Annotated in this window: 28 protein-coding genes and 1 other RNA gene; 18 read left to right on the plus strand and 11 right to left on the minus strand. The window is 64.6% G+C overall.

The window, feature by feature from the left end:
- Positions 1-39: 39 nt before the first annotated feature.
- Together ACYVKM_RS02170 and rpoZ are read right to left on the minus strand one after the other, a co-directional pair.
- A complete protein-coding gene (locus tag ACYVKM_RS02170; RefSeq protein WP_460875388.1) occupies positions 40-2,208 on the minus strand; it encodes a RelA/SpoT family protein in 2,169 nt (722 codons plus the stop codon).
- 128 nt (positions 2,209-2,336) lie between these two features.
- Complete coding sequence (gene rpoZ / locus ACYVKM_RS02175) at positions 2,337-2,627, minus strand: DNA-directed RNA polymerase subunit omega (protein ID WP_007509529.1); 291 nt, start codon at positions 2,625-2,627, stop codon at positions 2,337-2,339.
- 204 nt (positions 2,628-2,831) lie between these two features.
- Between rpoZ and ACYVKM_RS02180 the strand changes: the two genes are divergently transcribed.
- Positions 2,832-3,662, plus strand: coding sequence for an MlaA family lipoprotein (locus ACYVKM_RS02180; protein WP_460875391.1), 831 nt, complete (start codon positions 2,832-2,834; stop codon positions 3,660-3,662).
- A gap of 82 nt (positions 3,663-3,744) precedes the next feature.
- On the opposite strand, the gene ACYVKM_RS02185 is transcribed toward ACYVKM_RS02180, so the two are convergent.
- From ACYVKM_RS02185 to gmk, 6 genes are all read right to left on the minus strand, one after another.
- On the minus strand, positions 3,745-4,053 hold the full coding sequence (locus ACYVKM_RS02185) for an STAS domain-containing protein (protein WP_460875393.1): 309 nt from the start codon (positions 4,051-4,053) through the stop codon (positions 3,745-3,747).
- Positions 4,050-4,742 (minus strand): MlaC/ttg2D family ABC transporter substrate-binding protein, encoded by a 693-nt coding sequence (locus tag ACYVKM_RS02190; RefSeq protein ID WP_460875394.1) that lies wholly within the window; start codon positions 4,740-4,742, stop codon positions 4,050-4,052. The genes ACYVKM_RS02185 and ACYVKM_RS02190 overlap by 4 nt, the downstream gene beginning before the upstream one ends.
- Positions 4,743-4,768: 26 nt before the next feature.
- Positions 4,769-5,668, minus strand: a complete 900-nt coding sequence (gene mlaD / locus ACYVKM_RS02195; protein WP_460875395.1) for an outer membrane lipid asymmetry maintenance protein MlaD — start codon at positions 5,666-5,668, stop codon at positions 4,769-4,771.
- Between the two features lie 37 nt (positions 5,669-5,705).
- Positions 5,706-6,482 (minus strand): lipid asymmetry maintenance ABC transporter permease subunit MlaE, encoded by a 777-nt coding sequence (gene mlaE / locus ACYVKM_RS02200; protein ID WP_460875396.1) that lies wholly within the window; start codon positions 6,480-6,482, stop codon positions 5,706-5,708.
- Positions 6,479-7,315, minus strand: a complete 837-nt coding sequence (locus tag ACYVKM_RS02205) for an ABC transporter ATP-binding protein (protein WP_460875397.1) — start codon at positions 7,313-7,315, stop codon at positions 6,479-6,481. Before ACYVKM_RS02205 ends, mlaE begins: the two co-directional genes overlap by 4 nt.
- A gap of 85 nt (positions 7,316-7,400) precedes the next feature.
- Positions 7,401-8,051, minus strand: coding sequence for a guanylate kinase (gene gmk / locus ACYVKM_RS02210; protein ID WP_460875398.1), 651 nt, complete (start codon positions 8,049-8,051; stop codon positions 7,401-7,403).
- A 432-nt stretch (positions 8,052-8,483) separates the two neighbouring features.
- On the opposite strand from gmk, the gene ACYVKM_RS02215 reads away from it, so the two are divergent.
- Positions 8,484-8,795: a hypothetical protein gene (locus ACYVKM_RS02215; protein ID WP_460875400.1), complete on the plus strand. Its 312-nt coding sequence runs from the start codon at positions 8,484-8,486 to the stop codon at positions 8,793-8,795.
- Between the two features lie 116 nt (positions 8,796-8,911).
- Here the strand turns inward: ACYVKM_RS02215 and ACYVKM_RS02220 are convergent, their stop codons facing one another.
- Positions 8,912-9,772 carry a YicC/YloC family endoribonuclease gene (locus ACYVKM_RS02220; RefSeq protein WP_460875401.1) on the minus strand — a complete coding sequence of 287 codons (861 nt, stop codon included), beginning with the start codon at positions 9,770-9,772 and terminating at the stop codon, positions 8,912-8,914.
- Between the two features lie 89 nt (positions 9,773-9,861).
- On the opposite strand from ACYVKM_RS02220, the gene rph reads away from it, so the two are divergent.
- From rph to cydX, 10 genes are all read left to right on the plus strand, one after another.
- The gene (rph, locus tag ACYVKM_RS02225) at positions 9,862-10,593 is read left to right on the plus strand and encodes a ribonuclease PH (protein WP_460875402.1); all 732 of its coding nucleotides are present in this window, start codon (positions 9,862-9,864) and stop codon (positions 10,591-10,593) included.
- Positions 10,594-10,599: 6 nt separating this feature from the next.
- Complete coding sequence (gene rdgB, locus ACYVKM_RS02230) at positions 10,600-11,202, plus strand: RdgB/HAM1 family non-canonical purine NTP pyrophosphatase (protein ID WP_460875404.1); 603 nt, start codon at positions 10,600-10,602, stop codon at positions 11,200-11,202.
- Positions 11,199-12,365 carry a radical SAM family heme chaperone HemW gene (gene hemW / locus ACYVKM_RS02235; protein ID WP_460875405.1) on the plus strand — a complete coding sequence of 389 codons (1,167 nt, stop codon included), beginning with the start codon at positions 11,199-11,201 and terminating at the stop codon, positions 12,363-12,365. The genes rdgB and hemW overlap by 4 nt, the downstream gene beginning before the upstream one ends.
- An 80-nt stretch (positions 12,366-12,445) precedes the next feature.
- Positions 12,446-14,830 (plus strand): DUF1631 family protein, encoded by a 2,385-nt coding sequence (locus ACYVKM_RS02240; protein ID WP_460875407.1) that lies wholly within the window; start codon positions 12,446-12,448, stop codon positions 14,828-14,830.
- Entirely contained in the window at positions 14,827-15,186 is a 360-nt protein-coding gene (locus ACYVKM_RS02245; RefSeq protein ID WP_460875409.1) for a PilZ domain-containing protein, read from the plus strand. Before ACYVKM_RS02240 ends, ACYVKM_RS02245 begins: the two co-directional genes overlap by 4 nt.
- Before the next feature lie 170 nt (positions 15,187-15,356).
- On the plus strand, positions 15,357-16,673 hold the full coding sequence (pepQ, locus tag ACYVKM_RS02250) for a Xaa-Pro dipeptidase (RefSeq protein WP_460875411.1): 1,317 nt from the start codon (positions 15,357-15,359) through the stop codon (positions 16,671-16,673).
- 177 nt (positions 16,674-16,850) lie between these two features.
- Entirely contained in the window at positions 16,851-17,084 is a 234-nt protein-coding gene (gene cydP / locus ACYVKM_RS02255; protein ID WP_460875413.1) for a cytochrome oxidase putative small subunit CydP, read from the plus strand.
- Positions 17,081-18,634 (plus strand): cytochrome ubiquinol oxidase subunit I, encoded by a 1,554-nt coding sequence (locus tag ACYVKM_RS02260; RefSeq protein ID WP_460875414.1) that lies wholly within the window; start codon positions 17,081-17,083, stop codon positions 18,632-18,634. Before cydP ends, ACYVKM_RS02260 begins: the two co-directional genes overlap by 4 nt.
- On the plus strand, positions 18,627-19,757 hold the full coding sequence (gene cydB, locus ACYVKM_RS02265; RefSeq protein WP_460875416.1) for a cytochrome d ubiquinol oxidase subunit II: 1,131 nt from the start codon (positions 18,627-18,629) through the stop codon (positions 19,755-19,757). The genes ACYVKM_RS02260 and cydB overlap by 8 nt, the downstream gene beginning before the upstream one ends.
- A gap of 15 nt (positions 19,758-19,772) precedes the next feature.
- Positions 19,773-19,913: a cytochrome bd-I oxidase subunit CydX gene (cydX, locus tag ACYVKM_RS02270; protein WP_460875417.1), complete on the plus strand. Its 141-nt coding sequence runs from the start codon at positions 19,773-19,775 to the stop codon at positions 19,911-19,913.
- Here the strand turns inward: cydX and ACYVKM_RS02275 are convergent.
- On the minus strand, positions 19,910-21,289 hold the full coding sequence (locus ACYVKM_RS02275; protein ID WP_460875419.1) for an aminopeptidase P N-terminal domain-containing protein: 1,380 nt from the start codon (positions 21,287-21,289) through the stop codon (positions 19,910-19,912). The genes cydX and ACYVKM_RS02275 overlap by 4 nt on opposite strands.
- Positions 21,247-21,810 carry a UPF0149 family protein gene (locus ACYVKM_RS02280; RefSeq protein WP_460875420.1) on the minus strand — a complete coding sequence of 188 codons (564 nt, stop codon included), beginning with the start codon at positions 21,808-21,810 and terminating at the stop codon, positions 21,247-21,249. Before ACYVKM_RS02280 ends, ACYVKM_RS02275 begins: the two co-directional genes overlap by 43 nt.
- Positions 21,811-21,922: 112 nt before the next feature.
- Here ACYVKM_RS02280 and ACYVKM_RS02285 point away from each other — a divergent pair, with 112 nt between their 5' ends.
- From ACYVKM_RS02285 to rpiA, 6 genes are all read left to right on the plus strand, one after another.
- The gene (locus ACYVKM_RS02285) at positions 21,923-22,162 is read left to right on the plus strand and encodes a TIGR02449 family protein (RefSeq protein WP_460875421.1); all 240 of its coding nucleotides are present in this window, start codon (positions 21,923-21,925) and stop codon (positions 22,160-22,162) included.
- A complete protein-coding gene (locus ACYVKM_RS02290; RefSeq protein WP_460875423.1) occupies positions 22,162-22,467 on the plus strand; it encodes a cell division protein ZapA in 306 nt (101 codons plus the stop codon). Before ACYVKM_RS02285 ends, ACYVKM_RS02290 begins: the two co-directional genes overlap by 1 nt.
- Before the next feature lie 87 nt (positions 22,468-22,554).
- A non-coding RNA gene (ssrS, locus tag ACYVKM_RS02295) (6S RNA) lies at positions 22,555-22,741 on the plus strand.
- A 66-nt stretch (positions 22,742-22,807) separates the two neighbouring features.
- Positions 22,808-23,413 (plus strand): 5-formyltetrahydrofolate cyclo-ligase, encoded by a 606-nt coding sequence (locus ACYVKM_RS02300; RefSeq protein WP_460875424.1) that lies wholly within the window; start codon positions 22,808-22,810, stop codon positions 23,411-23,413.
- On the plus strand, positions 23,410-23,862 hold the full coding sequence (locus ACYVKM_RS02305) for an EVE domain-containing protein (RefSeq protein WP_189441223.1): 453 nt from the start codon (positions 23,410-23,412) through the stop codon (positions 23,860-23,862). The genes ACYVKM_RS02300 and ACYVKM_RS02305 overlap by 4 nt, the downstream gene beginning before the upstream one ends.
- Before the next feature lie 62 nt (positions 23,863-23,924).
- Positions 23,925-24,566 carry a ribose-5-phosphate isomerase RpiA gene (gene rpiA / locus ACYVKM_RS02310; RefSeq protein WP_460875425.1) on the plus strand — a complete coding sequence of 214 codons (642 nt, stop codon included), beginning with the start codon at positions 23,925-23,927 and terminating at the stop codon, positions 24,564-24,566.
- Positions 24,567-24,610: the final 44 nt, after the last annotated feature.

Here is a 24,610-nt window from a genome sequence, read left to right on the forward strand (position 1 = left end):
GCCTCGGCGCAGCCGGACCGGTACCCGCAATGATCATCGCTAGAGCGGGTAGCGGTATACCCCGCTGACCACGCCGGTGCGGCGCACACGGCGGATCACGTCGGCAAGGTGCTTGCGATTCCTCACTTCCAGCGCAAACAGCAAGGTGGCAGCAGTACCATCACGCTCGACGTATTCCACGTTCTCGATATTCGAGTCAGCCGCGGCGATCGCGGCAGCCACGGTGGCCAGCACACCCGGCCGGTTGATGACCTCGATGCGCAGCTCGGCGCGATAATCGCCTTCCACGTCGCGGTCCCACTCGATCGCCACGCAGCGTTCGGGCGACTTGCGCAGCTCGATCACATTCGGGCATTCCTCGCGATGCACCACGATGCCCTTGCCGGAGGACAGGTAGCCGATGATCTGGTCGCCGGGCAACGGGTGGCAGCAGTTGGCGAAGCTCAGCACGCCGCGTTCCGCACCGGTGATGCGGATCTTCTCGTGCACATGCGGTGATGCTTGTGACGGGATGCCGCGCCGCTTGCCGCGTGACGCCAGCAGCTGGCTGGCCACCACGTCGGGCATGCGATTGCCCAGTGCGATGTCGGACAGCAGCTCTTCCAGCCGTTTGAGCTTGGATGCCTCCAGGAAACGATCGAGCACGGCGGCCGGAATCGCATCCAGACTGCTGCCCTGCGCATCCAGCGCACGATCGAGCATGCGATGGCCGAAGTCGACCGCATCCTCGTGCTGCAGATGTTTCAGGTATTGGCGAATCGCGGTGCGTGCCTTGCCGGTCACCACCACTTCCAGCCACGCCGGATTCGGCACCGCCGACGGCGCCGTGATGATCTCCACCAGCTGGCCCGACTCCAGTCGCGTGCGCAACGGCAGCAGCTTCTTGTCGACGCGCGCCGCCACGGCGTGATCGCCGACATCGGTGTGCACGGCGTAGGCAAAGTCCAGTGCCGTGGCGTTGCGCGGCAGCGACAGGATGTCGCCACGCGGGGTGAACAGATAGACCTCGTCGGGGAACAGATCGATCTTGACGTTCTCGATGAACTCCGACGACGACGCCGTGTGCGCCGAACTGTCGACCAGCGATGACAGCCATTCCCGCGCACGCGCCTGGGCACTGTTGGCCGGACCGCTGTCCGTCTTGTACGCCCAGTGGGCAGCGACCCCGCTTTCGGCCACCGAATCCATCTCGGCGGTGCGGATCTGCACCTCGATCGGTGCGCCGAACGGCCCCAGCAACACGGTATGCAGCGACTGGTAGCCGTTCGCCTTCGGGATCGCGATGAAATCCTTGAAGCGCTTGTCCACCGGCTTGTACAGCGCGTGGACCGCGCCAAGCGCCATGTAACAGCTCATCGCGTTGTCGACGACCACGCGGAAACCGTAGACGTCCATCAGCTGGGTGAAACTCTTGTGCTCGCCGCGCATCTTCGAATAGATGCTCCACGGCGACTTGATCCGACCGACCACGCGTGACGCCAGGTGATCGGCTGCCAGCCGTGTGGTCAGCGCCGTTTCGATCTTGCCCATCGCCTCGCGGCGGTTGCCCAGCGCCGCACGGATACGCTCGCTGATCACCCGGTAGCGGTCCGGGTACAGGGCGCGGAAGCCCAGATCCTGCAACTCCGCCTTGAACTTGTTCATGCCAAGACGTTGCGCAATTGGCGCGTAGATCTCCAGCGTCTCGCGTGCGATGCGGCGACGCGAAGGCGCGTCCTTGGCACCGAGAGTGCGCATGTTGTGCAGGCGGTCGGCCAGCTTGATCAGGATCACGCGCAGGTCGCGCGCCATCGCCAGCAACATCTTGCGAAAGCTTTCCGCATCCGCCTCCTGACGGCTGCCGAAGCGCATCTTGTCGAGCTTGGTGACACCGTCGACCAGTTCGGCGACGACCTCGCCGAATTCGGTGGCGAGTACCTCGCGAGTGAGTTCGGTGTCTTCCAGGGTGTCGTGCAGGATCGCGGCAATGATCGTTTCGGCATCCAGCCGCAGTTCGGCGAGAATGCCGGCCACCGCCACCGGATGGGTGATGTACGGCTCACCACTCTTGCGTTCCTGGCCCGCGTGCGCACTGGCACCGATCAGGAAGGCGCGCAGCACGCGCTCGATCTGCGCTTCTGGCAGATACGCAATACGTTCTTTCAGTGCCAGCACGTACGGCGGCAAGGTGGAGAGGTCGACGGAAGTGGCAGGCGCGACCACGGTCATCGATGCTGGTGCCGTTTCAGGCACCCACCTCGCCACAGGCAGAACGACGGGCGACCAGACGCGCGCATTCCGTCACCCCGGGCATGCCGGCGTGGTGGACTCGCGTTCTACAGCCGCCGCCATCCATATCAGTCGTCGCCACCCTTGGACAGGTCGTCGTCCACTTCGGCCGCGGCCCATTCCAGCGCTTCGCGCTCGGCGCGCTCGCGCTCGGCCTTGTCGATCTGGTCGATCGTGGCCTGGTCGATGCGACGTGCGGCGATTTCGCGCAACGCCAGCACGGTCGGCTTGTCATGGTCGGGATTGACAGCCGGTTCGGCACCCTTTTCCAGCTGACGTGCGCGCTTGGTCGCCATCAGCACCAGCTCGAAACGGTTGTCGACTACCTCGAGGCAGTCTTCCACGGTAATGCGTGCCATGCGAAATCCTTAGGGAATAAATAACTTATATGGTCGGACAGTGTAGCCAGCGGGTGCTTGGCTGGCAATGCGACCAGCGCGTATGATGGCCGGCTGCGGCGCTCCGGGCACACTACCGGCGAAAGCACACCGAAAGCCGTGCAAGATATAAAACCAGTCGGTACAATTATACCGTCCCCGCCCTCGCCGCGATCCCCACCTCCCATGCCCCCACTGCCGCGCTTTCCCGCCCTGAGCCGCTGCCTGCCCCTGCTCGCCCTTGTGCTGCTGGCTGGCTGCACGATCGCCAAGCCGCGTACCGACGATCCGCTGGAGAAGGTCAACCGCAAGGTCTACGCCTTCAACAATTCGCTGGACAAGGCGATCATTCGCCCGGTGGCGGTGGGCTACCGCAACGTGACCAACGAACCGGTACGCAGCTCGGTCAGCGACTTCTTCAGCAACCTCCACATGCCGATCACGATCGCCAACGATCTGCTGCAGGCACGGCCGAAGCAGGCCGCGCAGGGTACCGGCCGCTTCCTGGTCAACCTGACGCTGGGCATCGGTGGCATTTTCGATCCGGCCAGCAAGATGGGCATACCGCAGGACAAGACCGACTTCGGCATCACACTGGCCCGCTGGGGCGTCCCGGATGGCGACTTCGTGATGCTTCCATTCTTCGGACCGACCACTTTCCGCGACGTGTGGCAGCTGCCTGTCGACGGCTACTTCTTCGACCCGCTGTCCTACTTCGAACGCGACCACTCCTTCGGGTACGGCCAGTACTACATCCCCCAAGTGCTGTATCTGGTGTCGCTGCGCTCCCAGTACATCGATGCCGAGAGTTTCCTGCAATCCGCCTACGATCCGTACGCGTTCATACGCGACGCCTATCGCCAGCAGCGGCTTTACCAGCTGTATGACGGCCACGTGCCGGACTCGGTCATCGAGCAGATGCAGGGTCTCGACAACAAGGACTTCGACCCCGATCAATTGCTGGATCAGCAGCATCAGTGGCAAAACAAACACCCGGATCAAGCCACCAAACAGTAGCGGATAGCTTCGGCGGCTTGATGTACGACACGAAGGAAGGGGCCCGCAGGCCCCTTCCTTCGTTACTGCCATTGTCAACGGGTCAGCCGATCAGGCGATCGACTTCACAGACCTGTGCCAGCACCTGCATGCCGGCCGGCATGTGAATGACCTGCACGGCATGTCCGCGCCGGGCGGCCTCGGCCACCACGGCAAGCACGCACGACAGGCCGGCACTGTCGCTATACCGCACATCGGCCAGATCGAGCTGAGCCACCTTGTTTTCGGCCAGCGCGGCCTGTATCGCCTGCAAGGCCGACGCCGCCGTATCGAAGCTCAGCACGCCGTTCACGCCGAGCGTTCCCGGCGTACTCGTGGTCAGTTGAACATCGTGTTCGGCTGCGTTCGTCACTTCCCGGCCTTGCTGTCCTGTTCCATCGATTTCAGTGCATTCTCGCCCTGGGTCTCGAGGTTCTTGATCAGCTGATCGATGCCGACTTTGCGAATCTCCGCATCGACCTGATTGCGGTAATTGGTGACATAGGAGATGCCCTCGATGATCACGTCGTAAGCCTTCCAGTCGCCGGTGCGGCTCTTGCGGAACGCGTAGTCGATCGACACCGACTTGCCGTCGTCCATCAGCACCTGGGTGCGCACCACGGTACGCTTGTCGTTGAGGTCACCGTTGAACGGCAGCACCTTGACGCGGCCGCGGGTGTAGTCGAGCAGGCCCGAGGCGTAACGGTGGGTGATCGAGTTGTAGAACGCCTTGGAGAAGCGGTCGCGCTGCTCAGGCGTCGCCTCACGGGCGTGCTGGCCGAGCACCAGGATCGAGGCATAGTCGACGTCGAAGTGCGGCAGGAACACCTCGTCGATGATGTTGACCAGCTTTTCCTGGTTGTGCTGCAGCTCCTGACGGTGGCCGTCGATGTCATTCGCCAGCTGATCGGCAATCGACTGCACGATCTGTTCGGGAGCCTGCTGGGTGGCGGGGGCAGTCGCCGGGGCAGCGTCCTGAGCGGCACCTTGAGCGAATGCCGCCGGGGCTGCGGCAATGACGCCCATTGCAATGGCGGTGGCAAGAGCCAGTCTGCGCAACATGGGTAACTCCTTCAGCTGAAGCCGGCTCAATGCTTGCCGGCGGGGGCGGGGGTATCTGACGATTTGCCGTTGCCGGCATCTTTCTTGTCGCTGGACGGACTGGATGAGCTGGACGAACCATTGACCAGGAACTTGCCGATCAGGTCCTCCAGCTGCATCGCGGACTGGGTCAGCACCATCTCATCGCCATCCTTGAGCGCATCGGGCGAGCCGCCCGGCTGGATCGCAACATACTGGGTGCCGATCAAACCGCTGGTGAACACTGCGGCGGACGAATCGTCGGGAATCGCGTTATAGCGCTTGTCGATCGCCAGCGTGACCTTGGCGTCAAGCTTCACCGGATCGGCGACGATGGCCTGCACACTGCCGATCGGCACGCCGGCCATCTTCACCGGAGCGCCGACCGAGAGTGCACCGACATTGGTGAAATCGGCCTTCACCGAATACGTGCCACCCAGATTGTCGGCCACGCCGCCGGCGCCGAAGAACTTGCCGATCATCTCCTCCAGCTGCTGCGCCGGCTTGGTCAGGGCCAGCGTGCCGCCGTCGGCCACGGTCTTCTTCGACGTGCCGTACAGGATGCCGACGTACTGGTCGCCCAGCAGTCCGCTGGTGTAGATCGTGGCCACCGAATCGAGCGGGATCCTGTCGTAGTTCTTGTCGATCGTCAGCTTCACGTCGGCCACTTCCTGGCCGGGCTCCAGCGTGATCGACTGCACCTGGCCGATCCGCACGCCGGCAACCTTCACCGGAGCGCGCTCCTTCAGCTGGCCGATGTTGGCGAAATGCGCATCGACGGTATAGCTGGCGCCCTGATGCACGTTCGCCACCGAACTGGTCTGCGTCGCCAGATAGGCCAGCGCAGCAAAACCGAGCACGATGAACAGGCCGGTGCCGACGGCATAGGAACTTCTCTGTTGGCTCACGGCAGAATCCTCAACGAAAAACGATTGGTCATGGCAGTCACATCAGGAAGGCGGTAAGCACGAAGTCCAGTGCCAGGATGGCAATCGACGAGGCGACCACGGTACGGGTGGTGGCATAGGCCACACCCTCGCTGGTCGGCGGCGTGGTGAAACCCTGGAAGACCGCGATCAGCGACACCACGGCACCAAACACCAGGCTCTTGAACAGCACACCGTTGACGATATCGGTATGTACGACCACCACCGCGGTCATGTTCGACCAGAACGTGCCGTTGTCGATGCCGAGCCAGGTCACGCCAACCAGGTGGCCGCCGAAGATCGCCATCGCGCAGAACACGCAGCACAGCAGCGGCATCGCGATCAGGCCGGCCAGGAAACGCGGCGTGGCGACGTAGGCAATCGGGTCGACCGCCATCATCTCCATCGCGTCGATCTGGTCGGTGGCACGCATCAGGCCGATTTCGGCGGTGATCGAGGTGCCCGCGCGCCCGGCAAACAAGAGCGCAGTCACCACCGGCCCCAGTTCGCGATACACCGCCAGCGCCACCACCATGCCGCTGGCCGAGGTGCTGCCGAAAATCGACAGCACGTTGTACAGCTGCAGCATCAGCACCATGCCGATGAACAGGCCGCAGACCATGATGATGGTCAGGCTCATCGCACCGACGAACCACAGCTGGCGGATCGTCTCGCGGATATAACGGAAGCTGCGTGGGATCGTCGCCAGCAAGCTGAGCAGGAACAGGCCACAGTTGCCGATCTGCGCCAGCGACTGCATCACCACGTTGTTGTGTTGGGGTGCACGCGCGTTCATTTCTTCGCTCCGGCAAAGCCCAGTGCCTGCGCATAGTCGCCGGCCGGGTACTGGAACGGCACCGGGCCATCCGCCTCGCCGCCAAAGAACTGCCGTGTCCACGGCGAACCGTCATTCGCGATGGTCTTCGGATCGCCCTGCGCCACCACCTTGCCGTTGGCGATCAGGAAAACGTGATCGGCCACCTGCTTGACGGCCTCCAGTTCGTGCGCCACCAGCACACTGGTGATGCCGAGGGTCTGGTTGAGCGTGCGGATCAATTTCAACACCTGATTCAAGGCCACCGGATCGAGCCCCACGAACGGCTCGTCGTACAGGATCAGCATCGGATCGAACACGATCGCCCGCGCCAGCGCCACGCGCCGTGCCATGCCACCGGACAGCTCGTTCGGCATCAGCCGCGCAGCACCGCGCAGGCCCACTGCCTGCAGTTTCAGCAACACCAGGTCGCGGATCAGCACTTCCGGCAACTTCGTGTGCTGGCGCAGCGGAAACGCCACGTTCTCGAACACGTCGAAATCGGTCAGCAGGGCTGAATTCTGGAACAGATAGCCGATCCCCTCACGCAGCTTGTACAGCTGCTCGCGCGACAACCCCGGCACGTTTTCGCCGTTGACATGGATCGTGCCCGTATCGGGACGCATCTGGCCCGTGATGTGCTTGAGCAGGGTGGTCTTGCCGGTGCCGCTGGGACCCATGATCGCGGTGACCTTGCCGCGCGGGATATCCAGATCCAGCGCGTCGAAGATGGTCTTGCCGTTGAGCACCGTGGTCAGCCCACGGATCCGCACCAGGGTGCTGTCATCAGGCGTGGCGCGAACGGGGTCGGTCATGGGCGGAGGTAGCCAAGGGGAAGCGGACAAGGTAGCCGAAGCGCGTTGCGAAGGCCATGCGGGACGTACCCTGCCCGGCCGTCACTCAGGCCTCGGCAGCCAGCAGTTCGACGATCAATGCCTCGTGCCGTTGCCACTGCAAGGCGCTACGCAGGCGCACCGCCCGCACGATCGCCTGCAGGCCGGCCAGCGCATCTTCGAACACGTCGTTGACCAGGATGTAGTCGAACTCGTGTGCGTGGGCTATCTCGCCGCGCGAATTGCGCAATCGGCGCTCGATGACCTCGACGCTATCGGAGCCTCGGCCACGCAGCCGGCGCTCAAGTTCCGCCCGAGACGGTGGCAGGATGAACACGCTGACGCAGTCGGGCTTGGCGCGGCGGATCTGCTCGGCCCCTTGCCAGTCAATCTCCAGCAACACGTCACGCCCCTGTGTCAGCAGGGTTTGCACCGATGTACAGGAGGTTCCGTACAGGTTGCCGTGAACCTCGGCGTGTTCGAGAAAGATGCCCTCGGCAATCTCGCGCTCGAACTCGCCGCGCTCGACGAAGTAATAGTGCCGCCCATACAGCTCGCCGGTTCGTGGTGGCCGCGTCGTGTGCGACACCGACAGCGAAATCGCCGGTTCGCGCTCGAGCAACGCATTGACCAGGGTGGACTTGCCGGCACCCGAAGGCGCGGCGATCACGAACAAGGTGCCTTCGATCGGCTTACTGCTGGGGTCGTCCGCGCTCATTCGATCTTGTGCCTACAATCCTGGGCATGCGCGCAAATCGCACCACGCAAGAGCCACGTCGCCTCGATTTGCGGCGTGGGCAGCAGCATGGATGCAAGGGTTCGACAGACGCGATTTCATCCGACAAGTATAACGGCTTCTGGCCGATGCTCCCGCAGCGACGCTGCTTGCCGTGGCAACGCTGCGATGCGGCATGCCGGTCGCACTCGATATGGCGGCCACCTTTTAGTTCAGCGCAGGCATTTCGCTCTGCAAAAATCACCGATGGTTTTCATCTCCGGCACAGCAACCGGTAGCATTTATGCCTACCTCATCACAGCGATCACAGTGTGATGGTTGCCTCATGTTCATCTTTGCTGGCATCCTCGTCCCAGCCGCTCAGGACGACCAACCCAAGAATCAATAGCCGGGACAAGTGGGACAGGGGGGAATGTGAACAACAAGATGCCCGTGCAGTTGCGCGAGAGCGATCCTGCGTTCCAAGCAGCGCATTCACCTGCAGCAGGTGATTTGCCCCCAGAGTCCCAGTCTGATGCTTCGGTCGTGAGCGATGCCGCCGAAACATCCAGCAACCGTTCCGCTCACAACACCGGAGATGGCACGGCTCCAGCAGACTTGCGACACTCCCGCAACGGCCGCATGAAAATCTTCGACAAGAACAACCGCGTCACATGGTTGGTGGTCTGTATCGTGCTCGCCGGCATCGTCGGCTGGGTACTCATGCGCACAGGGGTGATCCAGTGAGTACTGCATACCGGACACAACTGCCCCGCTGACTTTCAGCGCAAGCGGCAGGACGGCACCCAGCGAAGAGATCCACAAATGGCGGTCTGCCGGACTTTGCCGTGTGCCGCCGGGCACTACTCGATGTTCTGCACCTGTTCGCGCATCTGCTCGATCAGCACCTTCAGCTCGACCGCGGCATTGGTACTGCGCGCATCGACCGACTTGGAACCCAGCGTGTTCGCTTCGCGGTTGAACTCCTGCATCAGGAAGTCGAGGCGACGACCAACCGGCTCCTTCAGCCCGAGCACGCGACGCGTCTCGGCGATATGTGTGGCAAGGCGATCCAGTTCCTCATCCACGTCGGTGCGGGTGATCTGCAGTACCAGCTCCTGTTCCAGCCGGCCCGGTTCCACCGGCTGCTTGAGATCGGCCAGCCGTGTTTCCAGCCTGGTACGCAGCGCGGCACGGATTTCCGGCATCCAGCCGCGCACGTCGGCAACCACGCGCTCGACGCCATCCAGCTTGTCGCGCAGGATCTCGCCGAGCTTCGCGCCCTCGCGTTCACGCGTGGCGGTGAGCGCGTCCAGCGCACGATCAAGCACGTCGAACAGTGCGGCCTGCTGAGCCTCCGGATCGGTTTCGGCCTGCTGCATCACGCCCGGGAAACGCAGCAGCTCGGTGAACTGCACCTGCATGCCGGGAAACAATGCCGTCATATCCAGATTCAGTTCCGACAACCGGGACATCAACGCATGGTTGATCTGCAGTGATTCGCTGCGCGAATCACTGGCACGACGTACGGTGATGTCGAGTTTCCCGCGTGACAGCTTCGCCGCGATCCGCTCGCGCAACTGCGATTCGAAACTGCGCAGATCGTCCGGCAGGCGCGGGCTCAGCTCCAGGTAGCGGTGATTGACCGTGCGAAGCTCGCAACTGAGCGTACCGGCGGGGCCGGTGGTTTCGGCACTGGCGTAGGCCGTCATGCTGCGGATCATCGGGATCGTCCGGACGTGGGGAAGGGACGCAATGGTAAACTCTCCCGTCCAACCTTGCCCAATTCGGCAGGCACCTCGCCAGGACTCCCATGAACTCCGTCACCCGTCCCAGTGGCCGCGCCAGCGACCAGCTGCGCACCGTCAGCATCGAGCGCCACTACACCCGCCACGCCGAAGGCTCGGTGCTGGTGAGCTTCGGCGATACCCGCGTGCTGTGCACCGCCAGCATCGAGGATCGAGCGCCGGCCTGGCTGCGCGGCAAGGGCGAAGGCTGGGTCACCGCCGAATACGGCATGTTGCCGCGCGCCACCAACACCCGCATGCAGCGAGAGGCCGCGCGCGGCGGCCAGGGCGGCCGCACCATGGAGATCCAGCGACTGATCGGCCGCAGCCTGCGTGCCTGCGTCAACCGCCAGGCACTGGGCGAACGCGTGATCACGCTGGACTGCGATGTGCTGCAGGCCGACGGCGGCACCCGCACCGCAGCGATCACCGGCGCCTACGTGGCCCTGGTCGACGCGGTGAACCTGCTGATGAAGCGCGAGAACCTCAAGCGCAACCCGGTCGTCGGCGCGGTCGCCGCGGTGTCGGTTGGCATCTACCAGGGCCTGCCGGTACTCGACCTGGACTATGCCGAGGACTCGAACTGCGATACCGACATGAATGTCGTGATGAACGACGGCGGCGGTTTCATCGAGGTGCAGGGCACTGCCGAAGGCCATGCGTTCCGCCGCGACGAGATGGATGCATTGCTGGCACTGGCCGAGAAAGGCATCGGCGAACTGGTCGCGGCGCAGCGTGCGGCGCTGGCGCAGGGCTGATCCAGGATGTCGCGTATCGTCCTGGCCAGCAGCAATCCTGGCAAGCTGAAGGAATTCGGCGCGATGCTGGCCGACAGCGGCCTTGAGGTGATTCCCCAGGCCAGCCTGGGCATCGAGGACGCCGAAGAAACCGGTCTGACCTTCGTCGAGAATGCCCTGCTCAAGGCACGCCACGCTGCGCAGGTGAGCGGCCTGCCTGCACTGGCGGACGACTCGGGGCTGTGCGTGGATCACCTGCACGGTGCACCGGGCCTGTACTCCGCGCGCTACAGCGGCGGTCATGGCGACGCGGCGGCGAACAATGCCAAGCTGCTGCGCGAACTCGACGGCGTGCCCACCGAAGAGCGTGGCGCATTCTTCATTTGCGTGCTGGTGCTGCTGCAGCACGCCGACGATCCCGCGCCGCTGATCGCCGAAGCACGCTGGCATGGGCGGATTCTCACCGAAGGTCGCGGCAGCGGTGGCTTCGGCTACAACCCGGTGTTCCTGCCTGAAGGCTACGGGCAAAGCGTGGCTGAAATGGACGACGCGCTGAAGAACCGGCTCAGCCATCGCGGCCAGGCGTTGGCCTTGCTGCACGAACGGCTGCGCGAACTGCCCCGCGCATGAGCCTGCTTGCACCGCCGCTAGCGCTGTACGTGCACATGCCGTGGTGCGTGAAGAAGTGTCCGTATTGCGATTTCAACTCGCACGGCTTGCGCAGCGAACCACCGCCGTATGCCGACTACATCGATCACCTGCTGGTCGATCTGGACGCCGACCGCGCCGATTTCGGTGCGGCACTCGAAGGCCGACCCATCCTCAGCATCTTCTTCGGCGGCGGCACGCCAAGCCTGTTTTCACCCGGGCTGATCGGCCGGCTGCTCGACGGCGTGCGTCAGCGCCTGCCACTGGCCGACGCCGCCGAAATCACCCTGGAGACCAATCCCGGCACGGTCGAGCACGGACGCTTCGATGGCTACCTGGCTGCCGGCGTCAACCGCATCTCGTTCGGCGTGCAGAGTTTTGACGACGACAAGCTGAAGCGGCTCGGCCGCATTCACTCGGCCAGCGAAGCGGAGACCGCGGTGAAGTCCGCGCAAGACGCCGGTTACGAAAACATCAACCTCGACCTGATGTACGCACTGCCGCAACAGACTCTGCAAGGAGCACTGACCGATGTGGAGCGTGCGGTCGCCTTGCAGCCCACGCATATCTCGCATTACCAGCTGACGCTGGAACCGAACACCGCGTTCGCCGCGAACCCGCCACCGCTGCCGGACGACGACCACGCCTGGGCGATGCAGGAAGCCTGCGAGCAACGCCTCGCCGATGCCGGCTATGGCCAGTACGAAATCTCCGCCTACGCACAGCCCAAGCGACGCTGCACGCACAACCTCAACTACTGGCAGTTCGGCGATTACCTCGGCATCGGCGCCGGGGCCCATGGCAAGCTGAGCGATCCCGGCAGCGGCCAGGTGCACCGGCGCTGGAAAACCCGCCACCCGCGTGCCTACATGGAAGCGGCCGGCAGTGCGGCACGGATCGGTGGTGACAATGTGGTCAGTGCCGCCGAGCTGCCATTCGAATACATGCTCAACGCACTGCGCCTGATCGACGGCGTGCCGATGGCGGATTTCGCCGAGCGCACCGGCCTGCCAGCGGAACGTATCGCTACGGCGCTGGCTGCAGCAAACCGGCGCGGATGGTTGCACGAGGATCCGCAGCGACTGCGTACCACGGCGCTGGGCCAGCGATTTCTCAACGACGTGATTGCCAGTTTTCTCGATTGAATCGGCCTGCCGGCCAACGATGGCATACCCATGGCAACCGGCATAGACTTGCCGCATCGGGGGATTAGACAGGTTCTTTCATGGATGTCGGACAGGATCGACGCGGCCCGCCTGCGTCCCATCAGGCTGCCCGCCTGAACAGTGGGCACTGGCCCGCGCGTGCGCAACGGTTGCTCGAGGAAAGCTACAGGCTTTGCGTGGATGGTCTGCACGAACCGCTGCGGCGTTGCCTGGGCGACTTCGAGCAACAATTGTTCGCGCAGGCCGAGCGTGCGCATCACCATGTCCAGCAGCAGGATTTCTACAGCAGCCGGCAACGCGTGCTGCAGGATCGGACCCAGTTCGAACAGCGATTCATCGTACGGCTCGCTGAAGCCTTCAACGCACTGGAAGCCGATACTGCCCCATCTGTTCCCATCGACATCACCGGGACGAAAGCATGGCAGTCGCTCGAGTTGCTCGATCCGGTCGAGCAGGAGCTGACGATGGCGGTGGAACAACTCGGTGCGCGCGGCGAAGTCCGCCACAGCAGCGTGTTGTACGAACTGGGCTACCGACTGGCTGTTCTGGTCGGCACGCCGCCATTGGAAGGAGCCAAGCTGCCGTTGGGGCCATATGCGCTGACCCTGGCGTTTCACGAGGCCAGTGCCGAGCTGCAGCTGCCGCTGGCGCACCAGTTGCTGCTGCTGCAAAGCTTTGACCAGTGGTTGATCCACTCCCTGGCTCCCTTGTACGACAGCATCAACGCGCAACTGCAGGCCGACGGCATCCTGCCGCAACTGCGCAGCATTCCGATCCCGCGAAGTATCAGCAAACGGGCGCGCCCCCAGGCTGCAGCAGCGGAGACAGCGGCTGCGGCCGAGGCAGCCCCCATCGCCAGCGGAGGTGGCACCGGCGGCGGATCCGGCAGTTCGATCGAAGTACTGGAGTCACTGCGCGACCTGCTGGCCCAGCAACGCGCCAACCATGGCAGCCCCGCCGGGCAGTCCGGCGGCCAGGTCGCCAGCCCCGACGAACTGCAGGCCGCACTGGGCGCATTGCAGCAGCATCTGGCCCAGGTCACCGGCCAGGCCAGTCGCGAACTGCGCAGTGCCCAGCGACTGCGCGAGGAACTGCTGATCCAGCTCAATCTGGGCAAACCCAGCGGCGCGCCGCATACCCAGTTGACCGGCGAACAGGGCGATACCGTGGAACTGGTCGCGATGCTGTTCGAGCAGCTCGGCCAGCAACTGCAGCAGGGTGGCAGCGCGCACAACCTGCTCGGCGATCTGCAGCTGCCGGTATTGCGCATGGCGGTGGCCGACAAGGGTTTCTTCGAGAAACGCGAACATCCGGCGCGCAAGCTGCTGGATACCGTGACTGCCGCGGCCAACGACTGGCTCGACGGCAGCGATGACGAGAGCAACCGGCCGCTGGCGAACAAGCTCGAACAGCTGGTTGCCCGTGCCAGCCAGGAACCGCCCAGCGCCGGTCTGTACACCACCCTGCTGGCGGACATCGAACACCATCTGGCCCTGCTCACACGCAAGGCGCAGGCGGCCGAACGCCGCCATGTCGAAGCTGCGCAGGGACGCGAGCGGCTGGATCAGGCACGCCACCGTGCCGGCGAACTGATGGCCGAACGCTTTGCGCAGTCGCCGCCGCGTGGCCTGCTGCGCGCCCTGCTGGACCGGGCCTGGTCGGACGTGCTGGCGCTGACTCTGCTGCGCCATGGCGAGGACAGCGCGGCCTTCGGCAAGCAGCTGGCGATCACCGACCAGTTGCTCGGCCGCCTGCCGACAGGTGACCGGCTGCAGTTGCAGCAGAACGTCGAAAACGGCCTGCAGCAGATCGGCATGCACGCCGAGGAAGCGGAGCAGGTGGCGCAACGGTTGCTCGGTACGGAGAAGCCCGATCCCGCCTCGGACCTGCCCAGCGCCACCGACCTTGCGCTGCGCCTGAAACAGCACCAGCGCCTCGGCGAGCAACATTCGACCCAGCAGTCCACGCCGCATTCCGGCCCGCAGCCCACGCCGCCGGCATCGCCGCCAGAATTCGCGCATTCCGCGCCACCGGCACCACTACCCAAGTCGCCGCATTCCGCCGTGCATGAGCCGGCCCCTGTCCAACCGGCAAGGGCACCGGAACCGAGTCCCCGCGACCGGCGCATCGAAAAGCATCTGAGCGAGCTGCCGTTCGGCAGCTGGTTCGAGTTCGTCGACCCGTCCAATGGCCAGATCGCACGGCGCAAGCTCGCCTGGCATTCGCCGGTATCCGGCCGCTGCCTGCTGGTCAGCCGGCGTGGCCAGCGCGGCGAGGAGATGACCCTGGCCGAGCTGGCCCACCAGATCGCCATCGGCCATGCCTGCGAAGTGCCTGCACAGCGCGAGAGCCTGCTCGACCGCGCCTGGCGCAGCCTCACCGGCAACCTGCGCCGGTCGGCCGGCGCTGGCCATTCCGTTTCGCAGGAGCCTGGTCACCGATGAGTCCGCAGAACAACACCAGCAATCAGCGCCGTGCCGAGCGCAAACACGCCGCCGTCACAGCCATCGTGACCGATGTGATCAGCGGCCTGCCGATCGGGCATCTGGGCAATCTCTCCAGCACCGGCATGCTGTTGATCTGCGCGCAGGCACCACGCAGCGAGGCGATTTATCAGGTCAGCATGAGCTTGCCGGGATCCGGCCGGATGCTGACGCAGTCGCAGCCGATCGAGGCCGGCATTCAGGAACAATGGCATGAGGTCGCCGCCAGTTCCGGACAGATCTGGGCCGGTTACCGGATCGTGGCGATCAGCGACAGCGACTCGGCCCGCCTCGACAGCTGGCTGGCACAGACCTGACCCGCCTCTGGAAGTGACGGCGATGGCGCGCGATCATGAGCGCCATCATCTCCCCACCCCGCGCCACCGGCAGTTCGGGCCACGCATGCGAGTGCCCTGCGCGGCAGCTGGCTTGCATCAGGCCATGCTTGCTCCGGCGACCGGTCCCGTCCGCTCCTGCAGGAATCCCCATGCACGATCCACTCGCCTCGCTTTTTCCGCAGCATCTGGCCACCTTGCAAGAACGCGCCGGCCACGCGCTCGTACTCGGCGGCTTCGACCATCTGCTGATCGCCGCCGGCACGCCGCTGCGCAAATTTCTGGATGACCAGGACTACCCGTTCATCGCCAGTCCGCATTTCAGGCACTGGCTGCCGCTGACGGATGCACCGGGCAGCTGGATTGCCTACACACCAGGCGCGAAGCCGAGGCTGGTGTTCGTGCAGCCGCGCGACTACTGGCACGTGGTGCCGGAAGCACCTCATGGTTACTGGGTCGAACACTTCGACATCACCATCGTGCGCAGCGCGGAAGAAGCCATCACCCAACTGCCGACTGGCAAGCGTGCGGTGATCGCACCGGCCTGCCCCGGCATCGACGGCGTGGAGATCAACAATCCGCAGCCGGTGCTCGACTACCTGCACTGGTACCGCAGCTACAAGACACCGTACGAACTGGCGCTGATGCGCGAGGCCAGCCGCATCGGCACGCGCGCGCACTGCGCCGCCGAAGCCGCGTTCCGCGCCGGCGAAAGCGAATTCGGCATCCAGCTGGCCTACCTCGCCGCTGCGCAGCAGACCGATGCCGAGCTGCCCTACGCCAATATCGTCGGCCTGAACGAACATGGCGCGGTGCTGCACTACACGCATTTCGACCGCACGCCGCCGGCACACAGCCGCTCGTTCCTGATCGACGCCGGCGCCAGTGCGGCCGGCTACGCCAGCGACATCACGCGCACCCATGCCTCGCCGCAGGCACCGGAATTCCAGGCACTGATCGACAGCGTCGATGCCGCGCAGCAGGGTTTCGTCGCGAAAGTGCGCACCGGGCAGAGCTATCCCGAACTGCACATCCATGCCCATCACGTGCTGGCCGGCGTATTGCGCGAGCACGGCTTCATCCGCATGAGCGCCGAGAGCGCGGTGGAATCCGGCGTGAGCAGCGCGTTCTTCCCGCACGGTCTCGGCCATCCGATCGGCCTGCAGGTGCACGATGTGGCCGGCTTCCAGCAGAGCGAGCTTGGCGGCAGCATCGCGCGCCCGGCTGGCCACCCCTATCTGCGCATGACCCGCATGCTGGAACCTGGCATGGTCGTGACGATCGAGCCGGGCCTGTACTTCATCGACATGCTGCTAGCCGAACTGCGCGACAAACCGATGTCGGCTGACATCGACTGGGCGAAGGTCGACGCATTCCGCCAGTATGGCGGCATCCGCATCGAGGACGACGTGGTGTGCACCGGCGACGCGCCGGAGAACCTCACCCGCAACGCGTTCGCGCTGATCTGAGCCGATCAGCGCCAATACGCCCTGCAGGAATGCCGGTGGGCACGGATGCCCCCTGCCATCGCAAGAGGCTCCGTGCCCAAGCACACTGCGACGATCCGCCGCTGTGACATTCCTCCGCATCAAGACAACGCCTTGGCGGCGTATGCTGATAGGCAGCTACCCGCATGGATTCGTCACATGTCCGGCTCTGCGGCCTCCAGTGCCCCGACTGAAAACGCTAGCGTAGCGCCGCGCCCGCTGCGCCGGCTGACGCTCGAGTTGTTCGGCGTCATCATCCTGAAGATCACGCTGCTGATGCTGATCTGGTGGGTGGCATTCGCGCCGCAGCCGAAACCCGACACCAGCCCGGATGCGATTGCGCATCGGCTGTCACCTTCCTCCTCCCAACCTCCTTCTGCAGGTCACCCATGATCATCGATGCCGATGTCGTCACGCTGTCGCGCCTGCAGTTCGCGCTGACCGCGCTGTACCACTTCCTGTTCGTGCCGCTGACCTTGGGGCTGGTATGGATGCTGGCGATCATGGAGAGCGTCTACGTGATGACCGGGCGCGAAGTGTGGAAGCGCATGGTGCAGTTCTGGGGCGTGCTGTTCGGCATCAACTTCGCAATGGGCGTGGCCACCGGCGTGACGATGGAGTTCCAGTTCGGCATGAACTGGGCCTACTACTCGCACTACGTGGGCGACATCTTCGGCGCGCCGCTGGCGATCGAGGGGATGATGGCGTTCTTCCTCGAGGCCACCCTGGTCGGCGTGTTCTTCATGGGCTGGGATCGCATCTCGCGGATCAAGCATCTGCTGGTGACCTGGTTCCTCGCGCTGGGCACCAGCCTCTCGGCGTTGTGGATCCTGGTGGCGAATGCGTGGATGCAGCATCCGGTCGGCGCAGAGTTCAACCCGCAGACCATGCGCATGGAAGTGACCTCGTTCTCCGAGGTGCTGTTCAACCCGGTGGCGCAGGACAAGTTCGTGCACACGGTGAGCGCCGGCTACGTGATGGGCGCGATGTTCGTGCTGTCGATCAGTGCCTGGTATCTGCTGCGCGGGCGCAACGTCGATTTCGCCAAACGTTCGATGACGGTAGCGGCCAGCTTCGGCCTCGCTGCGGCGCTGTCGGTGGTGGTGCTGGGCGACGCGTCGGGCTACACCGTGTCGCTCAACCAGAAGATGAAGATGGCCTCGATCGAAGCGATGTGGCACACGGAGCCGGCACCAGCCTCATTCACCCTGTTTGGCATTCCCGACGTGCAGCAGCGCACGACCCACTACGCGGTAAAGGTTCCCTGGGTCATGGGCCTGATCGGCACCCACTCCATCGACGAGACGATGCCCGGCATCGCCGAGCTGGTGGATGCCGCCAAAGGCCGCATCGGCAACGGCATCCAGGCTTACGACGCGATGCTGATGCTGCGCCAGGACAAGGACAACGCACAGGCGAAAGCCACGCTGACCGCGCACGACCAGGATCTCGGCTACGCGCTGCTGCTGAAGAAATACGTCGACGATCCGCGCCAGGCCACGCCGGCGGATATCCAGAAGGCCGCCGACAGCACGATCCCGAACGTACCGGTGCTGTTCTGGGCGTTCCGCATCATGGTCGGCTGCGGCTTCTATTTCATCGCGCTGTTCGCGTTCTCGTTCTGGAAAGCCAGCACCCGCAGACTGGACAGCCAGCGCTGGTACCTGCGGCTGGCGTTGTGGAGCCTGCCGCTGCCGTGGGTGGCGATCGAGCTGGGCTGGATCGTGGCCGAATACGGCCGTCAGCCATGGGCGATCGAGGGCGTGCTGCCCACGGCGCTGGGCGTGTCGTCGGTGAGTGCCGGCCAGGTACTGACCTCGCTCGGCGGTTTCGTGCTGTTCTATACCGCGCTGGCGATCGTCGACGTGACGCTGATGCTGAAGTTCACGCGCAAGGGGCCGGACGGATTGGGTATCTGGCCGCAAGGAGAAACCCATGTTTGACTACGCCACGCTACGGGTGATCTGGTGGGCCCTGCTCGGCACCCTGCTGATCGGCTTCGCGATCATGGACGGTTTCGATTTCGGCGTCGCCGGCCTGCTCAAGGTATTGGGCCGCGACAACGAGGAGCGACTGGTGCTGCTGGAAGGTATCGAGCCGACCTGGGAAGGCAACCAGGTGTGGTTCATCCTCGCCGGCGGCGCGACGTTCGCGGCCTGGCCGATGCTCTATGCGGTGTCGTTCTCCGGCATGTACCTGGCGATCGCACTGGTGCTGCTGGCCTTCATCCTGCGTCCGGTCGGCTTCAATTTCCGCGGCAAGATCCATGACTCGCGCTGGGCCTCGCTGTGGGACTGGGTGCTCACCGGCTCCGGGCTCGTGGTGATGCTGGTGGCCGGCGTCGCGTTCGGCAATCTGTTCCTCGGCGTGCCGTTTCAGTTCGACGGTGATCTGCGCATGAGCTGGCATGGCGGATTCTTCGAGCTGCTGCATCCGTTCGCGTTGCTGTGCGGGCTGGTGTCACTGAGCATGCTGCTCGCGCACGGCGCCTGCTGGGCCGCGCTGAAGGCCGACCAGACGATTGCCGTGCGCGCGGTCAGGATCGCCCGCTGGATGACATTGATCTATGCCGCCCTCTACGTGCTGGCCGGCGTCTGGGTGGCCTACGGCATTCCCGGTTATGCGGTAGCCGGCCCGGCAGTGACCGATGGCGCCTCCAATCCACTGTACAAGCAGGTCGCCGTAGGCGGCAGCTGGTTTGCCAGTTACATGCAATATCCGTGGTTCTGGCTCGCGCCGCTGCTGGCACTGGCCGCGGCTGTCGGCGTGCAGGCCCTGATCGGCCGGCGCAGCGTCGCCGGCTTCATCGCCAGCAGCCTGATGGTGGGCAGTACCATCGCCTCGGCCGGCTTCGCGCTGTTTCCGTTCCTGCTGCCGTCCAGCCTCGATCCGCGTTCCAGCCTCACCGTATGGGACGCCTCCTCCAGCCAGGGCACCCTGAAGCTGATGCTGGTGGTCACGGCCGTATTGCTGCCGATCGTCATGCTCTACACCGGCTGGGTGTATCGGGTGATGCGTGGAAGGGTCACGCTGGAACAGGTGCGCAAGGCGCACGGCGGTTATTGAAAGGAGCGCAATGTCATGTGGTATTTCTCGTGGATTCTGGGACTCGGGCTGGCCTGCGCCTTCGCCATCCTCAATGCGATGTGGTACGAGGTGCACGCCACCGATGAGGCGCATCGCCAACGCACCGATGCCGAGCTGCCGGACGAGCTGAGCTAGCGCGCAGCCAGCAAGGCCTCGATTGCCTCGGCCTGTTTCGGCATCGCTTCAGTGAGCACTTCGCAGCCATCGCGGGTCACCGCCACATCGTCCTCGATGCGGATGCCGATGCCGCGCCAGCGCTCGGCCACCGAACGATCATCCGGCGCCACATACAGGCCCGGTTCCACCGTCAATACCATGTCCGGTTCCAGCAGGCGCGATTCGCCGTCGACGCGGTAGTCGCCGACGTCGTGCACATCCAGCCCCAGCCAGTGACCGGTCTTGGCCGGAAAGAACCGCTGGTAGCTGCCTTCGGCAATCGCCGTGTCGGCATCGCCCTTGAGCAAGCCCAGCTGGCACAGGCCTTCGGCCAGCACCCGCACCGCCGCGGCGTGCGCCGCGCCGAACGGGCGACCGGGCCGGACTTCGTCGATCGCCGCCAGCTGCGCGGTCAGCACCACGTCGTACAGCGCGCGCTGCTCGCGGCTGTAGCGGCCGCTCACCGGGAACGTGCGGCTGATGTCGGACGCATAGCAGTCCAGTTCGGCACCGGCATCGATCAGCAGCAGCTCTCCATCGTTGAGCGTCGCGCGATTGGCCTGGTAATGCATCACGCAGGCATTCGTACCGCCGGCGACGATCGGCGGGAACGCCGGCACGGCACCGCGGCCGCGCATCACCCGCAGCAATTCGGCCTCGACCTCGTACTCGTGGCGGCCCGGCGTAGCCGCCTGCAACGCCGCCAGATGCGCCTCGACCGCGATCGCCGCCGAAGCACGCATCAGCTTCAGCTCGGCACGCGACTTGTACAGCCGCAGATCGTGCAGCAGATGGCCCAGCGCAACGAACTCCTTCGGCACCACACCGCCGCCGCGCATCTGGCGCAGCCGGCGCATCCAGCCGAGCAGCTGCGAGTCGAACTCCGGCTCGCGGCCGAAATGGCAATACACGCGGCTGCGGCCCTCGATCATCCCGGGCAGGATGTCGTCGATGTCGTCAATCGGGAACGCGTCGTCCATGCCGTACTCGGCCACCGCGCGTTCGGTGCCGATCGTCTGACCATGCCAGCGTTCGCGCACGGGGTCGCGTTCGCGGCAGAACAGCACCGCCTCGCCGTGCCGGCGGCCGGGCAGCAGCGCCAGCACCGCACTGGCTTCGGGAAAGCCGCCCAGATAGTGGAAGTCGGAATCCTGCCGGTAAGGCCACGCCGCATCGGCATTGCGCATCCGCTCGGTCGCCGCGGCGACCAGCAGCACCGCATCCTCGCCGGCCATCTGCATCAGCTGGCGGCGACGGCGCGCGAACTCGTCCGGCGCGATCGCCAGCGCAGCCAGTGCCGGTACTGTCGGAATCAATGCACGGTGCCGCTGGCGGATCCATCGTGCGCGGTGCATTCGGTGTGCAGCAGCATCGCGCCGACCCGCACGAACTCCTGCACCTCGATCAGCGCATCCTCGTCCTCCTCTTCACTGCCGAAATCGAACGACGAGCCGGCGATGGTACCGAGGTCGCGCAGGATCTCCTGCGCCTCGTCCGACAACTGCGCATGCGCCGACGTGCCGGCCAGACCGAAACCACCGAGAAAACCGCGGCACCAGTCGACCATCGCCTCGGCACGTTCGGCCAGCGGACGGTCGTCCTCCGGCAGCAGCGGCTCGAAGCCGAGCTCGGGATCGGCCAGTTCGGCCGCGCATTGCCGGGCGAGCCGGTCCAGCAACGCCTCGTCATCCGCCGTCGGCTCGGTAGCTTCGCCGTCGAGCTGCAATGCGGCCAGCACGGAGGTGCCGTGCAGGGAACCGCCACCAGCCAGATAGCCGCACAGCGAACCATGCAGCTCGCTGGCCTCGGTACCCAGCCGCAGGCGCATGATCAGCGCATCGATATCGTCGTGGCCCACAAGCCCGGTAGCCGTCATGGCGGTGCTCCTTCAAGGAATGGCCGCCAGTTTAATCCAGCTGCGATGACGGCTACCGCTTGCCACTGCGGACCGCACAGATTTTCGCCAGCGTCCTGCTATAGTTTCTCGCATGAGTACGCCTGACCACATCCAACAAGAGCCGGTCCATCAAGAACTGGCTGCGCTGGCCCAGCAGCTCGACCGGCTGCTCGACACCGTGCGTCGACTCACCGAGGAAAACCACAGCCTGCGCCATAGTCAGGAACAGCTGTCCGGTGAACGCGCAGGTCTGCTGGCGCGGAACGAGCAGGCACGCAGCCGCGTCGAAGCCATGATCCAGCGGCTGAAATCGCTAGAGAGCAACGGTTGATGAACACACCTGCCAGTGAACCCGTCGCGCTGCGGCTGATCGATCGTGAATTCCTGATTGCCTGCGCGCCCGAAGAGCGCGAGGGCCTGCTGGAAGCGGCCGGCTTTCTCGATCGCAAGATGCGCGAGCTGCGCGCAAACGCCAGAGCGCCCAGCTTCGAAAGGCTGGCGGTACTGACCGCGATCAGCGTCACCCACGAATTCCTGGCCCTGCGCAAGCAGCACGACGGACAGGAACAACGCCTCAGCGAGGGTCTTGCGGCATTGCGGCGCAAGCTGGATGCCGCCCTCGACAGCGAGCGCTGAATCGCTGAACCGACCGCATGACGAGGTAACCACTGATGTACCTCATCAGTGGCGCATTTCAGGCCAAGAGCCTAGAATGATCCCCGGCGTTTTCTGTGATGTGCGCCAGCACACTCTTACATTTGCCTTGTTCCTAAATACGGCCCCGGGTCGGCTTCACATCGGTTGTTGTGCATGTCCGCCACGTGCGGAAAGCCTCGAGACCATGTAGCTCTCCCACCTGATCCATCTCGGATCAAGGTCGTTTGGTGGGCAGCGGCATCGCGGTTGACGCCACTCATTCCCCGCCCCGTTCGTCCCGCGATGAACGGGGCGGATTTTCACTGGAGATGCGCGAAACGTGGACGCCACCGCCCAACGACGCGAGCTTCGCCAGCGCCTGGCCGAGCAGCGTCGCGCACTCACGCCTTCCCAGCGCATCGCCGCCGCGCAGGGTCTGCGCCACAGCCTCGAACAGCTCCCCGAATACCTCACTGATGGCCGCGTCGCCGGTTACTGGGCCACTCACGGCGAGCTGCCGCTCAATCTGGTGATTCCGCCGCTGACCGCACGCGGCCAGCAGTTCCTGCTGCCGGTCATCGGCAAGGGACGGCGCCTGCGCTTCGCACCCTGGCAATCCGGTGAGGAAGTGCAACCGAACCGCTACGGCATTCCCGAGCCGGCCGCACCACGCGAATTGCTGGAACCGTTCCAGCTCGACCTGGTGCTGGTGCCGCTGCTCGGCTTCGATCGCCGCGGCAACCGGCTCGGACATGGTGGCGGCTACTACGACCGCAGCTTTGCCTTCCTCAACGAGCAGGTGCGCCCGACCGAGCCGTTGCTGGTCGGCATCGCTTACTCCTTCCAGGAATTGCCGCAGGTCACGGAGGAAGCGTGGGATGTTCCGCTCGACTTCATCGCCACCGAGCACGAGCTGATCGACTGCAACCCTGGGGTAAGCGCATGAAACACTGGTTGATGAAATCCGAGCCCGAGGCGTTCTCGATCGACGACTTGAAGCGCAAAAAGCGGGAAGCCTGGGACGGCGTGCGCAACTATCAGGCGCGCAACTTCATGCGCGATAGCATGCGGCCCGGCGACAAGGTGTTCTTCTATCACTCCAACTGCGCCGAACCCGGCATCGTCGGCATCGCCGAGGTCGCGTCCGACGCGTATCCCGATCCCAGCCAGTTCGACGCCAAGAGCAAATATTTCGATCCCACCAGCAAGCGCGAGGAACCGCGCTGGATGCTGGTCGACGTGAAGTTCGTGAAGAAGCTCAAGCGCACGATTACGCTGGACGAACTCAAGGGTCACGAGGCGCTGGACGAAATGCTGTTGCTGCGCAAAGGCAACCGGCTCTCGGTGATGCCGGTGGCTGCCACGGAATGGCAGTACATCCTCACGCTCGAATGATTTGGGTCCACTCCACGCCGCATCTACCCCTGTCCAGACAATCTCTTCCCGGAATCCATGTGATGAGCAACCCGAACGAAAAACGCCAGGCCGGCGAGGCCGCGATCCGCTACGTCGAGGACGGTGCCATCGTCGGCGTCGGCACCGGCTCCACCGTCGCGTTCTTCATCGACGCGCTGGCCGACCTGAAGGACCGCATCCAGGGCGCCGTATCCAGCTCGGAGCAGTCCACCGCGCAACTGAAACGGCTGGGCATTCCGGTACTCGATCTCAACAGCGCCGGACCGCTGACGATCTACATCGACGGTGCCGACGAGTGTGATCCGTTCAAGCGGCTGATCAAGGGCGGCGGCGCTGCCCTGACCCGCGAAAAGATCGTTGCGGCAGCGAGCGAGAAGTTCGTCTGCATCATCGACTCCAGCAAGCGGGTCGACCTGCTCGGCAAGTTTCCGGTGCCGATCGAGGTGATCCCGATGGCACGCAGCCTGGTCGGCCGCGAGATCGTCAAGCGCGGTGGCCAGCCGGTGTGGCGCGATGGCGTGGTCACCGACAACGGCAACTGGATCATCGACGTGCACGGCTGGCAGATCACCGATCCGGCCGCGCTGGAGAGCGAACTGAACCAGTTGCCCGGCATCGTCACCGTCGGCCTGTTCGCGCGGCGGCCGGCCGATGTGGTGCTGATCGGTGACCGGGAAATGTAGGCGGCTGAATCCACTGCGTACGAAAAACGGCCCATCAGGGCCGT

This window comes from Rhodanobacter koreensis (genome assembly GCF_054782855.1).